The following is a 15,296-nucleotide window of genomic DNA, read 5'->3' on the forward strand; positions in this document are numbered from 1 at the left end:
CGCCGGCTTGCGAGCCGAGCTCGGCAAGCGGCGCCCGCAGCGGCGCGGCGGACGCTTCGCCTGCCGCCGCGGCCCGGTCGCCGAGCGCGTCGATCCACGCCAGCGCGCGCTTGCGGTACAAGCCCTTCACCGCGTCGGCGATCTCGCGCGCGTACGTCATCGTATACGCGCTGCCGAACGACGCGCCGGCATTCACGCGCGTAATCAGCAGGTCGGCGTCCCACAAGCCGTTCACGAACGACGCCAGCTCCGCTTCCAGCCCTTCCCCGCGCCAGCCGATGCCGTCCGCCGCGCGGCGGAACAGATCGAGCAGATGCCACTCGATGCCCGCCTGCACGAGCGCGTGAAAATCATGATAAAACGCCTGCAGCCGGCGTTCCTGCTCGGCCGCCGTCTTCGCGCCGGCGAACAGCAGGCCCGTCTTGAAGCCCGGCTTGCGGCTCTCGAGGAACGATTGCGCGAGATCGCGCGTCGCGGCCGGCATGATATTCGCGTTGTCCAGCAGGCTCTGCACGTCCAGCCGCAGCCGGGTACGAAGACCCCCCGCTTCGTCTTCGATGCCGCGGAGCCGCGATTCCAGCTCCGCGATCTCCGCGCGGACGCGCTCCGCCTCGGCTTCGCCGCCGGCTTGCGCCAGCAGCCGTTCGCGCTCCGCCTCCGACGCTTCCTCCATCGCCTTGCCGTGCAGACGCACGACGTGGCGCACGGAAGCGTCGACGCTGCAGACGTTCAGCGGCCCGCGCAGCTCGGCGAGCGACTCGAACAGCGCCAGCAGCGACGTCCATTCGGAGTGCGGGTGGTTCGGCTCGCGCAACGACAAATAAACGATGCCGCTCGGTTCCAAATGCCAGTTCCCGAACGCTTCGTCCACGCTTTGCCGATAGGCTTCGAACGTCAGCTCGCTTTCGCGGTGCTTGTCGATCTGGTTCACGATCAGGTACAGCGGCTTGCCCCATTCCTTCAGCTGCTTCGCGAACGTAAAATTGATTTCCGACTGGACGTGATTGTAGTCCATGACGTAAAAAACGACGTCCGCCAAATGAAGCGCCGATTCGGTCGCCATCCGGTGCGCGTCGTCCGTCGAGTCGATGCCCGGCGTGTCCAGCAGCACCGTATGGCCGCCGAGCCGGGGAATGGGGTAAGACAGGGAAACGGATAGCACCGTCTCGCCGTCTTTGCAGTACTCGTTTACGTCTTGGATCGGCACGTCCAGCGTCGTTTCTTGCCCGCCGACGAGCTTGCGGATCGTCGCCTTTGCTTCCCCGTTCAGGATGCGGACGACGTTCGCGCTCGTCGGAATCGGGCTCGAAGGCAGCAGCTCCGTGCCGCAAATGCGGTTGACCAGCGTCGACTTGCCCGCGGAGAAGTGGCCGCAGAACGCAATGGTCAGCCGGCCGTCGTCCAGCTTCGACCGCAGCTCCAGCAGCCGCTTCGCGTCGCCTTCGTCTCCGGCCTCCGCCATCGGCGGCGCCATGTTCCCCAGCGCGGTTTCCATGGCGAGCGCCGTTTTTTCCATCGTATGGCTCATGTTTCTCTCTCCCTGTCTGCTCCCCGTCTTACGCGTTCCCTTTCGTTCGCGGCCCTAGTTAGACCAGCTGAACGGCCGGCAGGCAAATTTCGAATACGTCGCCGTGCTGCAAAATCGTCACGCCGCGTTCCTTCTCCTTCATGACGACGCACTCCGGCTTCAGCCTCATACGTTCAATATATTGCTCCGGCACGTCGCCCGCTCCGCTGACCGTCACGCCTTCCAATACGATTTCTTCGTTTTCGGCCGGCGGCGCTTCCATGATCTGTTCGTAAATGTCGGAAAACAACGCAAAGTCTTTCGTGTACACGGAAATGCATTTCATCGTTTATCATCCTTCTTGTTATGGGGTGGGTGGAAAAGCGTTTAGCTCTTAGCCTTTCGGATTGGAGCGGGTTTCATACGTTGTTTGCCTTCTTTGCAAATTTCTAGCAGCGGGCATACCGGGCACTGCGGGTTTTGCGCCTTGCAGTGGTACCGGCCGAAAAAGATCAAGCGGTGATGGGTTTCCGTCCACAGCTCGCGCGGCACGAGATTCATCAGCTTCTTCTCCACCTCGAGCACGCTGTCGTCCGGCTTCGCGAAGCCGAGCCGCTTGGAGACGCGTTCGACGTGGGTGTCGACCGCGATCGCCGGCACGCCGAACGCGTTGGAGACGACGACGTTCGCCGTCTTGCGCCCGACGCCGGGCAGCTTCGTCAGCGCCTCGTGCTCCCGCGGCACCTCGCCGCCGTAGTCGTCGATCAGGATGCGGCTCAGCTTCTGGATGAACTGCGCCTTGTTGCGGTACAGGCCGATTCGCTTTATATCTTGTTCCAGCTCGTCCAGGGGGACGGCCAGATAATCCGCAGGCGTCCGGTACTTCTGAAACAGCGTCGCCGTGACTTTATTCACGGTTTCGTCGGTGCACTGCGCCGAAAGCAGCACGGCGATGGTCAATTCGAACGGATTGCCGTGATGAAGCTCGCAATGCGCGTCGGGGAACATTTCGCCGATGACCGCGAGCACGTGGGCCATTTTCTCTTTCGCCTTCAACTAGCGCTCAACTCCTAATAGAACCATCGCTTCAAAGTGTAGCGAAAATTGTCGCTTTTATCAACCGCCAGACCGGGCGAATCGGGAAAGTTTTCGCGGTTTTCACAGAATTGATAGAAAAAAATTTGCCCCGGCGAAACGCCGGGACAAATCGTTCTACCTGCGCGGCTATTAAACCTTCGCGATTTCGACCAGCGTATCGCGGTAGAAATAGAGCACGATGGCATCGCCGTCGGCCAGCTGGCTCAGGCTGATCGCCGCGCCGTTCTGCGTGACTTTGGCCGAAGCCGGCACCGCGTACGTATAGGCATCCGTCAAGTTTTCCCGTTTGACGGACAATACGCGCGCGCTCGCGTCGTACTTCCAGAATTTCTTCGCAATGCCGCTGTTAACGGCAATGGACAAACGATCCTTCGCGTCGAGCTTGACTTCGACCCGGTCGCCCGCGGTCAGCACGGATGCGGAGCTGCCGGTCGCGCCGTTCTTGACGACGGTATACGCGGAGCCGAGCGGCACCGTCACCGTATTGCCGTTGTAATCGGTCACCGTCAGCTTGTCGGCCGCGACCGAGGCAACCCGGCCGACCGTAACGTTCAATGCTTTAAAGGAAGAAACCGTCTGTCCCATGAAGTAAAGGTTGCCGACCTGCCCGGCGGCCAGGCTGCCGAGGGCCAAACTGTCGCCCTTCTCGTTCGTCAGCGTCAGCGCCGATGCGGCGTAGTCGGTGACCGTGCCGTCGGCGTTTTTGAATTTCACCCGTTTGCCGACGAGATCGACCGAATAGACTTCGACCTGCTTGGCGGTTTGGACTTGAAGCGACGACACTTTGTCTTGATTCGCGTTCAGCAGCGCGGTCACCGTATCGCCTGCCTTCACGTCGCTCAGCGTCGCGGAGGTTTTGCCCGAGATTTCGACGTAGTACGGGTAGTCCAACGCTACCGTTACCGGAACGCCGTTCTGCAGCAGCGTAATCGAGTTGTTGTTCGTATTGATCGCCGTCACCGTGCCCGTATATTTGTAGACGAACTGAATGAAGACGGCTTTGTTCTCGGTATAACCGAGGGTGATTTTCTTGCCCTTGGCCAGCAAAGACGTCGCCGCGCTCAGTTGGAGCGTCGATCCGTTCATGTCCAGCTTCGTCTTGTCGCTCAAGTACACGGACACCAGATTGTTGCTCGTGTCCCGGACGGTCAGCGCCTTCAGGTCGGCGTCGTAGCTGAGGACCGTCGCGCCAGGCAGCGTATTGACTTTGCGGTTGACGACTTTGATGGCCGATACCTGCCCGTTGTCGTTCAACGTAATGTCGAGCACGTCGCCTTTCACCAGGTCGGAGATCGTCGCGCCGGTCAGTCCGTCGATGGAAACGTCGGCCGACGGACTAACGAATTTCGCTTCCAGCGATTGCTGCGCGGTACCCGCGTTCATGACGTATTGAATCGTGCTGCCGTCGCTGCTCGCGGAATAGAACTCGCCCCGTACCACTTTCGAAGACGTTTGCGTGATCGTGATTTTCGTCACGACGGAATTTTTCACTTCGTACGAGACGGCGTCGCCTACGCGAAGCTGCGACAAGCCGCCGTCCAAAATCTGACCCTGCCATACAACGTCCGCCTGCGGAGACACGCTGTACATCACCGTTGTTTTCGTCGCGCCGTCGGCGATCGTGACCGTTGGCGGCGTCGTTTGCACGGCTTCGACCGTGCCGCTGCCTGTCGTGTTCACCGGCGCCGACTGCACGGTAATCGATACCGCGATCGGTTTCGCCCGGTATGTATCGCGCGCGACGACGATATTGCTGTCCTTCGTCAGCGCCGTAACCGGAATGACCTTCCCCGAGCCGTCGGCGACTTTCGTGGCGCTGCTATAATTGACGGCGACCGGCTCGTCGTCGACCCACATCCAGAGCTTGCTTTCGCTCGTCACCAGCCGATCGAACGTGCCCGTCAGGTTCTCGACCTGCTGCTTGTCGTCCAGCTGCTCGACGTACACCGCCTTGCCGCCGCTCGCGACGACGAGTACGTTCGTGTTCGGCTGCAGCTGGCCGAGCGCCGCCGCTTTCTCGGAATCGAACCGGTATACGTACGTATCGGCGCCGAGCGCGACGGAGGTCTCTTTACCGTCCTGGTAGAGCTTGAGCGAAGCGCTGTCCGCGCCCGTCAGCACCGCCGTGAACTGCCCGGCGTACGCCACCGGATACTGCGCTTCGGCGCGGCTGAACATCGTCGCGATCGCCGCGCGCGTAATGCTGCCCTTCGGATCGAATTTATCGACCGTGACGCCTTTGATCAGCTGAAGTTGAACCGCCGCGTTGACGTAGCCGGCATAGTCGGCTCCGACCTGGTTGCCGTCCTTGAACGAGATCGGCGCGGTCGCGAGCCCTTTCGCCGCCTCTTCCTTGCCGATCGCTTTCACGAGCAGCTTCGTAATCCATTCGCGGGACGCCTTCTTGGTGCCCCAGGCCGTTGCCGGATCCGCGTCGGCCAGCTTGAACTCTTCGTCGCGGTTCAGCAGCCCTTGTTGAAACGCGAGGATAATATAAGGCTTGAAATAAGTGCTGACGTTGAAGTTCTCCGGAAAGACGACCGCTTCGTCCGCCTGCACGTCGCTTTCCTTGCCGATGAACCGGATCGCGAGCGCGACCGCTTCCTGCTGGCTGATGTTATCGTTCGGCTTGAACGCGCCGTTGGTTCCCTTGACGATTCCTTGGCTGGCGAGCTTCGCGATGTGCTTCTCGGCCCAATGTCCGGCCGGGACGTCGCTGAATTTCGTCGTCGCGACCGCCGCGTCCGCGTGCACCGATGCGGCGCCCGCCGCCGTAAAGCTCGTGAGCAGCGAGAATACCATGAACGACGAGACGAGCTTGACCCATTTTTTTTGCTGCGGCATATCTCCGTGCTCCCCTTTATTGTTTTTTGATCGGATGTTCCAGATCTTCGTGACCCATCAGGCTTTCGACCGCTTCGCCGTCGACGAGGATGTTCAACGACGTCACGCCTTCGAATTGAAAATACGTTTGCGCGACGGCGGAGACGGCCAGCTGTTCGCCCGGCGCCCCGAGTCTCGCTTCGTCGGGAATATGCACGTCGAGCGTCACTTCGCCGCCGTCCTGCTTCGCGCTCAGCAGCTCGACGTTCTTCCAGAGGGAGGCCTCGCCTTTGTCGCTGTCCTTGCGGAGCGCGGCGAACGCCGCCGTAAGCTTCTCCTTGTCGTCGGCGTATTCGATCTTGGCCTTCTGCGCGTGCAGATCGAGCATTTGGTCGTCCGTGTAATAGACGGCAATGTCCGCCTGCTTCTTCTCGACCGCCGCGTCGGCCGGCTCCGTGGCGCCGCCGGCATTGCCCGCGCTTCCCGTCGCCGCGTTGCCCGCGCCGTTCGCGTTCGCGGCGTTTCCGGCATTGGCGGCGCCGCCGTCATCGTTCGAGCCTCCGTTATCGGCCGTCCCGCCGGCATTGCCGCCGCCCTCCGTCGCCCCTTGATTCTGGTTGCTTGTCCCGCCGTTCTGAAGCGGCTGCTCCTTGCTGCCGCAAGCGCCGAGGGATGCGATCGTGGCAGCCGCTATGAATGCCAGCAAAATCGTCTTCGTCATCTGTCGCTTCATCTGCATCCTCCTAGCCGATCTTCAAATATTCTTTGATGCCCGCCACGATTTCCTTGGCGATCTTGTCCTGCTTCGCGCTGTTGTACAGCACCGCGCTGTCCGTGCTGTTCGACAGGTAGCCCGCCTCGAGCAGAACCGCCGGCATCGTTGTTTCCCGGATGACGTGATAGTTGCCCGTGCGGACGCCGCGGTCCTTCAAGCCGGTTCCCGCGACGAGATGCTTGTGCATCACTTTCGCGAGCGCGAGGCTGTCCGAACGCCAGTAATACGTTTCGGAGCCGCTCGCGGTTCCCGACGTCGCCATATTCGCATGGAACGAGACGAAAACGTCCGCGGGCAGCTTGTTGGCGTAATTCGCCCGGTCGGCCAGCTCGACGAACGTGTCGTCCGAGCGGGTCAGGTACGGTTTGATCTTCGGCTCCTGGTCGAGCAGCGCCTTCACTTTCAGCGTGATCGCCAGGTTGTATTCCTTCTCCTTATGGCCGTTCACGCTCGAGGCGCCCGGGTCTTTGCCGCCGTGGCCGGCATCCAGCACGACCTTAAATACGCCGTTGTCCGGCGTGTTGTCCGGAGGCGTCACCGGCGGCGGATCGACGGCCGGACCGGTCTGCTCGAGCACGTCGATGCGCACGACGTGGTCTTCGTTCGTGACCTTGAAGTTCGTCGGCGCGGACAGGTCCAGCACGACGCGGATCGTCGACGGCTTGTCCGAATAATACGAATACCGGACCTTCTGCAGCGTCGGATGGGAATCGATCAGCATCTCCCCGAGCTTGGTGCCGTTCGTCGACGGCAGGAAGCCCGGCGTGAAGTACGGGTCGAAGTTCATGTACGGCAGATCGACGACGATCCGCTCCGTATTATGGAGCACCTGCGTCTTGACGCCGTCGAAATCGCCTTCGTACGGCAAATAAATGCTGCCGAGGCCGTCGTACGTAATGGATTTGAGAAGCGCCTTCTCGTCGGTGGACGGGATGGTCGCGCCGCCGCCGGTTCCGGGATTCGTGCCGGGTTGGCCCGAGCCGTCGGTTCCGTCGCCGGGCGCCGAATTGCCGCCGCCGTCCGGATCTGCCGGAGGAGGCGTGTCCACGAGCTTTGAGTACATATGTACGGAGCGGGTCTCGGCATCCCAATACACATCTAAACCGAACTGCTCGCCTACGAAACGGAGAGGGACGTACGTCAAGTTCGACGAAATCATCGCCGGCGCGTCAAGCGCGACTTCCCGGTCGTTGACGACGGCCGTCTTGCTGCCGATCGTCAGAACGACGAGGGTGCTGCCGTTCGAAATCGTCGCGTTCGGCGATTTCCAGTCGACGTCGTAGCCGAGCCCTTCGGTCACGGTACGAATCGGAACGAAGATCCGGGAATTCACGTTCTTCGGTTCCGCGCTGCTCGACAGTTGTTTGCCATTCAGATAAAGCTTCGGTGCTTCCGCTGCTCCCGCAAGAACCGGAAACAATGTGATGAGAAACGACAACAGCAAAACAGCGGTTACAATCTTCTTCATCTTTCACCTCAGTGACTGTTTTTTCGCCTTGAAGCAGCTCGTACAAGACGATGCTTACAGACGTACATTAGACGCGGCTTGTCAGAAAAAGTTGCGTTTTTAGGAAAAATGTAGCTAAAGAAAACGACAATAGAAAAACCCCGGCAAAAATGCCGGGGTTTTCCGGTGAACGATACGCCGTGCGGGGCCGCTTAGTATGCGACGCGGCTCGCTTCGTAGGCGGCGATTTTGTCTTCGTGCTGCAGCGTGAGGCCGATATCGTCCAGGCCGAGCAGCAGGAATTGGCGGCGGTGCTCGTCAAGGTCGAACGCAATGCTCAGGCCTTGGTCGTCCGTGATCGTTTTGTTCTCCAGGTCGACCGACAGCTTGTAGCCTTCCGTCTTCGCCGTGCGTTGGAACAGTTCTTCCACCTGCTCCTCGCTCAGCTTGATCGGCAGGATGCCGTTCTTGAAGCAGTTGTTGTAGAAGATGTCCGCGAACGACGGCGCGATGACGACCTTGAACCCGTAGTCGAGGATCGCCCAAGGCGCGTGCTCGCGGGAAGATCCGCAGCCGAAGTTGGCGCGGGACAGCAGCACTTCGCCGCCCTTGTAGCGCGGCTGGTTCAGGCTGAACGACTCGATGACGTTGCCCTTCTCGTCCCAGCGCCATTCGAAGAACAGGAATTGGCCGAAGCCGCTGCGCTCGATGCGCTTCAGGAATTGTTTCGGAATGATGGCGTCCGTGTCGACGTTCACGCGGTCCACCGGAACGGCGATCCCCGTCAGTTGTTTGAATGCTTCCATGTAGGTTGGCTCCTCTCTCGGTCCCGTTAGTTCAGCACTTCGGACTTGATTTTCCAGTCGCGGACGTCCGTGAATTTGCCCATGATCGCGGCTGCCGCGGCCATGGCCGGCGATACGAGGTGCGTGCGCCCGCCGCGGCCTTGACGGCCCTCGAAGTTGCGGTTGGACGTCGACGCGCAGCGTTGGCCCGGCTCAAGCACGTCGGGATTCATCGCGAGGCACATGGAGCAGCCGGCGTCGCGCCATTCGAAGCCCGCTTCGGTGAACACTTTGTCGAGGCCTTCCTTCTCGGCCTGCAGCTTGACGCGTCCGGAGCCCGGCACGACGATCGCCGTGACGCGGTCGTTCACTTGGTAACCGCGCGCGATCTCGGCGGCGGCGCGCAGGTCTTCGATCCGGCCGTTCGTGCAGGAACCGATGAAGACGTAGTCGATGCCGATCTCGCTCATCGGCGTGCCCGGCGTCAGGCCCATGTATTCCAGCGCCTTCTCGGCCGCTTTGCGTTCATTCTCCGTCGGCAGCTCGGCCGGAACCGGCACGCTCTTCGTGATGTCGGTGCCCATGCCCGGGCTCGTACCCCAGGTCACTTGCGGAATCAGCGAATCGACGTCGAATTCGAGCACTGTATCGAACGATGCGCCTTCGTCGGTCGCCAGCTCTTTCCACGCGGCGACGGCGCGGTCGAACGCTTCGCCCTGCGGCGCGTGCTCGCGGCCCTTCAGGTAGTCGAACGTCGTCTCGTCCGGCGCGATCAGACCCGCGCGGGCGCCGGCTTCGATCGACATGTTGCAGACGGTCATGCGTTCTTCCATCGACAGCGAACGAATCGCATCGCCCGTGTATTCCATGACGTAGCCCGTACCGAAGTCGGTGCCGTATTTCGCGATGACGCCGAGGATCAAGTCCTTCGCCGTGACGCCCGGCTTGCGGCTGCCGACGAAGCGGATTTCCATCGTTTTCGCCTTGGATTGCTGCAGGCATTGCGTAGCCAGCACGTGCTCGACCTCGGACGTGCCGATGCCGAACGCCAGCGCGCCGAACGCGCCGTGCGTGGACGTGTGGCTGTCGCCGCAGACGATCGTTTTGCCCGGATGCGTCAAGCCGAGCTCGGGCCCCATGACGTGCACGACGCCTTGGTCGATCGAGTCGAGGTCGTACAGCGTGACGCCGAAATCCTTGCAGTTTTGCGTCAGCGTATCGATCTGCTGCTTGGAGATCGGGTCGGAGATATTGTAGCGGTCCTTCGTCGGCACGTTGTGGTCCATCGTCGCGAACGTCAGGTCGGGACGGCGAACCTGGCGGCCCGTCATGCGAAGGCCTTCGAAGGCTTGCGGGGACGTTACTTCGTGCACGAGGTGCAGGTCGATATAAATAACGCTCGGCTTGCCGGCTTCGGCATGAATGACGTGGTTATCCCAAATTTTCTCAAACATCGTTCTTTTCGTCATTGAACTCACCTCATCTTAGTCTCATAAGTGCGGTTGCGCTTTCTATGAAATCCATGCAGTCATCATAGCATTTCTTTCTTCATTGATCCAAGATATAATATCTATAAAAGCAATAGGTACGGCCTATGACGATCGTAACGGAAATCGCCCGGGAAAGGAAGTGCTTTTACTTGGAACTTCGCCAGCTTCAATACGTCATTCAAATCGCCAAGGAGAAAAATTTTTCGCGCGCCGCCGAGAAGCTGCACATCGCGCAGCCGTCCCTCAGCCAGCAGCTGTCCAAGCTGGAGAAGGAAATCGGCGTCCTGCTCTTCCGACGGACGACCAATTCCGTCGAGCTGACGCATGCCGGGTCCGTCTTCGTGGAGAAGGCGGAGGGTATTCTCGACAACGTCGAGCAGCTGAAGCAGGAGCTGGACGACCTCGCGCACATGCGCAAAGGCAAGCTCGTCGTGGGCTGCCTCTCGATTACCGGCTCCCACGTGCTCCCCATCGTCCTGCCGATCTTCAACCGCCGCTTTCCCGAGATCGAGGTGGTGCTCGTGGAAGACACGCCGTCCAAGCTGGAGCAGCTGACGGCCAGCGGCCAGACCGATCTCAGCCTTCTCGCGCTGCCGCTGCACGAGCCGTCGCTGGAATGGGTGCCGATCATCGAGGAGGAAATCATATTGGCAGTTCCCCCCGGCCACGCGCTGGCGAACCGGACGACGCCGGTCCGCGTCGAAGAGCTGCGCGCGGAGCCGTTCATCGTTCTGAAGAAGGGCCAAGGCTTCCGCCAAATCGTACTGGAAACGTGCGAGCGCGCCGGCTTCGAGCCGCGCGTCGTGTTCGAGAGCACGAACATCGAGACCGTGCAGTCACTCGTGGCCGCGGGCATGGGCATCACGTTCGTGCCGAAGATGCTGATGCGGGCGGCCGACGGCGAACTGGCGCCGGCCTATCTGTCGTTCGACGCCCCGAAACCGACGCGGACGCTCGTCATCGCAAGCCGTAAAGGCCGCTATCTGTCGAGAGCGGCCGAAGCGTTCATCGCCACGCTGAACGTGACCGCCGAAGAGCATTTCGGCTCTTGACCGGCGGACAAACCGTACCGTGCGCCGTTAACTTTGCCGGATTCATCTAATACAACGACGGCCTGCGGTCCTCGAACACCGGGATCTTCGCGCGCACCGCTTCGACGAGCGCGGGATCGATCTCGCCGCGCAGGATCGTCTCCGCTTCGCCGGCTTCGGCGACGATCTCGCCCCACGGGTCGATGATCATGGAATGGCCGAAAAACGTCGTGTCGCCGCTCGCTCCGCAGCGGTTGCAGGCGACGACGTACATCTGGTTCTCGATCGCCCTCGCCGTGAGCAGCGTCCGCCAATGGCGAAGCCGCGGATTCGGCCACTGCGCCGGCACGAACAGCGCCTTCGCGCCGCCCAGCGCCAGCTTGCGCGCGAGCTCCGGAAACCGGAGATCGTAGCAGATCATCATGCCGGCTTGAACCGCGCCGGCGTTCAGCGTGCCGGGCCGATCGCCCGCCTGCAAATATTTCTCCTCGTCCATCAGCCGAAACAAGTGGATTTTGGAATACGTATCCGTCAGCTCGCCCCCTTCGTCGAAAACGTAGGTCGTATTGTACACGCCGTCCGCGCGCTTCTCCGCGATCGACCCGCCGAGGATCCGCACGCGATTCGTTTTCGCGAACGCGGACAACAGCCCCTTCGCGCGTTCTCCGCCTTGGTCCGCGATGTCTTCGATTCGTTCCAGCGCATAGCCCGTGTTCCACATCTCGGGCAGCACGATCAGCTCCGGCTTCGTCTCCCCGCCGACCGCTTCCTCCAGCTTGCGCGCGGCGCGTTCGAAGTTCGCGTCCGGCTCGCCCGCGTCCACGTGCATTTGCACCAGCGCCACCTTCAATTTCGTACCGTTCATTGCCAATGCCTCCCGTTTCCCGTGCCTGCCGCGCGGCCGCGCCGCTACTTCGGCTTCCGCGCAGTTTTTACCTTATCATAACGTCTCATGCTTCGCTGTCAAGATGGGCACCGTAACAACGAAACGAAATCCATGATCGCCAAAGGAGCCCTTGTCATGAAAATACGAAGCTTGAACATCGTCGCCGCATTCGGCCTTTTGCTTTGTTTGGTCTTCCCCCTGTCCGCCTTCGCGAACGCCGCGGACCATCACATGCCGGACCAGCGTCCCGTGCAGGCGTTCGACGTCGTCGCCGGCAAAGTCGTCAAGACGGTGCCGAACGGACCCGAGTTCCAAGGCTACGCCAAGTCGTGGCTGAAAGGCGTCACCGGCTTGTCGCCGAAGCTGCAGGCCGAAGACAAATGCGGATACGTCTTCCGCATTCCGCTGGACGAACCGACCGCGGTCAAAGCCGGCTCGGAGCAGATCACGACGCAGGACGTCTTCTTGTTCTACTGCCCGAAAAAACCGCAGCTGCTGCTTATTTTCGACGAGAACCGCAAGCCTTATTTGCTGAAATTCAAAGCCAACATCAAGCCGTTCCTGAAGGCGATGGATCTGTAGCGCGCGGCGCGCCGGACCGCCGATGCTCGACACTTATTCGATCCGTATGCTACATTTAAGCATAGAATAAGGGTGGAGGAGAAAGATGGAACGCACACAACCATTTCAAATCGCGCCGGCAACCCGGATGACCGGTCTGCCGGCTCAATTTTTTGCCGCGCTCGTCGGCAAGGCGAACGCGCAGGCCGCCAAGGGGCGCGACGTCATCAATTTGGGCCAGGGCAATCCCGATCGCCCGACGCCGCCGCATATCGTGGAGGCGCTGCGGGAAGCCGCGCCGAACCCGCTGTACCACAAGTATCCGCCGTTCAGCGGCTTTCCGTTCTTGAAGCAGGCCGTCGCCCGGCGTTATAAGGAAGATTACGGCGTCGATCTCGATCCCGAGAAAGAGGTCGCGATTCTCTTCGGCGGCAAAACCGGCTTGATCGAGATCAGCCAGTGCCTGCTTAACCCGGGCGACGTCTGCCTCGTGCCGGATCCCGGTTATCCGGACTACTGGTCCGGCGTCGCGCTCGCCGGCGGCGTCATGGAATACATGCCGCTGTTGGAAGGCAACGGCTTCCTGCCGGATTACGGCGCGATTCCGGCCGGCGTCGCGGACAAAGCGAAGCTGATGTTCATTAATTACCCGAACAACCCGACCGGCGCGACCGCGGGTTCGGATTTCTACGCGAGCACCGTCGAATTCGCCGCGAAGCACGGCATCGTCGTCGCGAGCGATTTCGCTTACGGGGCGATCGGCTTCGACGGCAAAGCGCCGGTGAGCTTCCTGCAGACGCCGGGCGCCAAGGAAGTCGGCGTCGAATTCTACACGCTGTCGAAGACGTACAACATGGCCGGATGGCGCGTCGGCTTCGCTCTCGGCAATCCGGAAGTGGTCTCGCTGATCAACCTGATTCAAGACCATTATTACTGCAGCCTGTTCGGCGGCATCCAAGCCGCCGCCGCCGCGGCGCTGACCGGTCCGCAGCAGTGCGTGGCGGAGCTGACGGCCGCGTACGAAAGCCGCCGCGAAGCGCTGTTCGCCGCCATGGACGAGATCGGCTGGGAAAGCCGCAAGCCGAGCGGTTCGTTCTTCTGCTGGCTTCCGGTGCCGAAAGGCTTCACGTCGGCGTCGTTCGCGGACCGCGTCCTCGAGCAGGCCGACGTCGTCCTCGCGCCGGGCGTCGGCTTCGGCACGCACGGCGAAGGCTACGTGCGGCTGGGGCTGCTCGCGTCCGAGGACCGGCTGGCGGAAGCGATCCATCGGATCGGCAAGCTGGGCTTATTCGGCTGACGGCCCGTTACACGCGATCGCCTGAACGAACGTTCGGGCGATTTTTTATGCCAAGCCCGCAGCCGCGGGCTCCCGGTCGCTTTACAGGTCGGCGGCTCACATGGTATGCTAGCTTTAATTTCACACGAGCAACGTCTTGACGGGGCTAAGTATGCAATCCGCGACGCGACCAGAGAGTAAATTCGCTTGCTGCGAGAATTTACCGCGCCTGCTGCAGAAACCCACCCCTGAACGGCCGGCGACGAGTCGGACAGCGGACTGCTGTTATCAGGTCTTCAAGCCGAACGGCTCCCTTTCAGTCCGCTGGAACGGAGAGGCCGTTAATTAAAGGTGGTACCGCGGAAGTCGAACTTTCGTCCTTTGTCATTGCAGAGGGCGGAAGTTTTTTTGTTTTACCGCATCGCAGTCCATTCATGGGAAAGGTTTGAGCGCACATGACAGAGACGATCGTCGTCAAAATCGGCAGCAGCTCGCTGACGTCCGAGGAAGGCGGCCTCAACCGCGAACGCATCGCGTTCTTCGCGCGCGAGCTCGCGGCGCTGCACGAATCCGGCCGGCAGGTGCTGCTCGTGACGTCCGGCGCCGTGGCGGCCGGCTTCCGCAAGATCGGCTACGCGGCGCGGCCGAAGATCGTGCACGAGAAGCAGGCGGCCGCGGCCGTCGGGCAGGCGCTGCTCATGCAGGCCTATCAAGAGGCGTTCGCTTCCTACGGCGCGGACGGCGGGATCGGCGTGGCGCAAATATTGCTCACGCGCGCCGACTTCTCCAACCGCCGGCGGATCCAGAACGCGCAGCTGACCATCGAAGAGCTGCTCAAGCAGCGCATGGTGCCGATCATCAACGAGAACGACACGGTCGCCACGGACGAACTCAAGTTCGGCGACAACGACACGCTTTCGGCGTTGGTCGGCAACATGGTCAAGGCGAGGCGGCTGGTCATCATCACGGACATGGACGGCCTCTACACCGAGGATCCGCGGAAAAATCCCGCCGCTCGCCGCATCGAACGGGTCGACCAGATCTCGGACGACATCTTGAGCATTGCCGGCGGCGCGGGCTCGTCCGTCGGCACGGGCGGCATGCGATCCAAGATCGAGGCCGCCCGCATCGCGATGCGCGGGGGCATTCCCGCCTTCATCGGCCGCGTCGTCGAACCGGGCGACCTGATGCTCGCCGTCGACGGCAACGGGCGCGGGACGTATTTCGATACGAGCCTGCATAATCTGCCGATGAAGAAGCAGTGGCTCGGGTTCCATTCCATGCCGCAGGGCCGCATCCTGGTGGACGAAGGCGCCGAGCGTGCGCTGCTCCTCGGGGGCAAGAGCCTCCTCCCCGCCGGCATCCGGGCGATCGAGGGCGACTTTCACCCCGGCGACGTCGTCGAGGTCTGCAATCTGCGAGGCGAGACGCTCGGACGCGGCGTCGTCAATTACGCCGCCTGGCAGGCGCAGGCGGCCGCGGGCCTCAGCTCCGAGGAAGTGCGCAGGCGGGTCGAGGTCGTCCGCATGGAAGTGATTCACCGGGACGAATGGGTCACGCTGAAAGCCTGAAATGACGGTATCGCAACGTAGTGGAATAGTTAAGCGAAAGAAGGGG

Annotated in this window: 13 protein-coding genes; 4 read left to right on the forward strand and 9 right to left on the reverse strand. The window is 61.5% G+C overall.

Annotated elements, in window-relative coordinates; all coding sequences use genetic code 11:
- The 8 genes from I8J29_RS29365 to leuC form a co-directional block, all read right to left on the reverse strand.
- The coding region (locus I8J29_RS29365) for a dynamin family protein (protein ID WP_240546574.1) at positions 1-1,528 on the reverse strand (1,528 nt) is incomplete at its 3' end.
- A 58-nt stretch (positions 1,529-1,586) separates the two neighbouring features.
- Positions 1,587-1,853, reverse strand: a complete 267-nt coding sequence (locus I8J29_RS29370; RefSeq protein ID WP_090635853.1) for an NAD/NADP transhydrogenase alpha subunit — start codon at positions 1,851-1,853, stop codon at positions 1,587-1,589.
- 41 nt (positions 1,854-1,894) lie between these two features.
- Positions 1,895-2,545, reverse strand: a complete 651-nt coding sequence (gene nth, locus I8J29_RS29375; protein ID WP_208850906.1) for an endonuclease III — start codon at positions 2,543-2,545, stop codon at positions 1,895-1,897.
- Positions 2,546-2,734: 189 nt separating this feature from the next.
- Positions 2,735-5,449, reverse strand: a complete 2,715-nt coding sequence (locus I8J29_RS29380; protein ID WP_208850879.1) for an S-layer homology domain-containing protein — start codon at positions 5,447-5,449, stop codon at positions 2,735-2,737.
- A gap of 16 nt (positions 5,450-5,465) precedes the next feature.
- Entirely contained in the window at positions 5,466-6,161 is a 696-nt protein-coding gene (locus tag I8J29_RS29385) for a GerMN domain-containing protein (protein WP_208850880.1), read from the reverse strand.
- 10 nt (positions 6,162-6,171) lie between these two features.
- Positions 6,172-7,671, reverse strand: coding sequence for an N-acetylmuramoyl-L-alanine amidase (locus I8J29_RS29390; protein WP_240546575.1), 1,500 nt, complete (start codon positions 7,669-7,671; stop codon positions 6,172-6,174).
- A gap of 191 nt (positions 7,672-7,862) precedes the next feature.
- A complete protein-coding gene (gene leuD / locus I8J29_RS29395) occupies positions 7,863-8,456 on the reverse strand; it encodes a 3-isopropylmalate dehydratase small subunit (RefSeq protein ID WP_208850882.1) in 594 nt (197 codons plus the stop codon).
- A 26-nt stretch (positions 8,457-8,482) separates the two neighbouring features.
- Positions 8,483-9,904 carry a 3-isopropylmalate dehydratase large subunit gene (leuC, locus tag I8J29_RS29400; protein WP_208850883.1) on the reverse strand — a complete coding sequence of 474 codons (1,422 nt, stop codon included), beginning with the start codon at positions 9,902-9,904 and terminating at the stop codon, positions 8,483-8,485.
- Between the two features lie 170 nt (positions 9,905-10,074).
- On the opposite strand from leuC, the gene I8J29_RS29405 reads away from it, so the two are divergent.
- Positions 10,075-10,977: a LysR family transcriptional regulator gene (locus I8J29_RS29405; protein WP_208850884.1), complete on the forward strand. Its 903-nt coding sequence runs from the start codon at positions 10,075-10,077 to the stop codon at positions 10,975-10,977.
- 46 nt (positions 10,978-11,023) lie between these two features.
- Here I8J29_RS29405 and I8J29_RS29410 read toward each other — a convergent pair whose 3' ends face one another.
- Complete coding sequence (locus tag I8J29_RS29410; protein ID WP_208850885.1) at positions 11,024-11,821, reverse strand: carbon-nitrogen family hydrolase; 798 nt, start codon at positions 11,819-11,821, stop codon at positions 11,024-11,026.
- Between the two features lie 156 nt (positions 11,822-11,977).
- Here I8J29_RS29410 and I8J29_RS29415 point away from each other — a divergent pair, with 156 nt between their 5' ends.
- The 3 genes from I8J29_RS29415 (at position 11,978) to proB (ending at position 15,250) form a co-directional block, all read left to right on the forward strand.
- Entirely contained in the window at positions 11,978-12,424 is a 447-nt protein-coding gene (locus I8J29_RS29415) for a hypothetical protein (RefSeq protein ID WP_208850886.1), read from the forward strand.
- 85 nt (positions 12,425-12,509) lie between these two features.
- Positions 12,510-13,700 carry a pyridoxal phosphate-dependent aminotransferase gene (locus I8J29_RS29420; protein ID WP_208850887.1) on the forward strand — a complete coding sequence of 397 codons (1,191 nt, stop codon included), beginning with the start codon at positions 12,510-12,512 and terminating at the stop codon, positions 13,698-13,700.
- 434 nt (positions 13,701-14,134) lie between these two features.
- Complete coding sequence (proB, locus tag I8J29_RS29425) at positions 14,135-15,250, forward strand: glutamate 5-kinase (RefSeq protein ID WP_208850888.1); 1,116 nt, start codon at positions 14,135-14,137, stop codon at positions 15,248-15,250.
- The last annotated feature ends 46 nt before the right edge of the window (positions 15,251-15,296 follow it).

This window comes from Paenibacillus artemisiicola (assembly GCF_017652985.1).
GTDB lineage: Bacteria > Bacillota > Bacilli > Paenibacillales > Paenibacillaceae > Paenibacillus_Z > Paenibacillus_Z artemisiicola.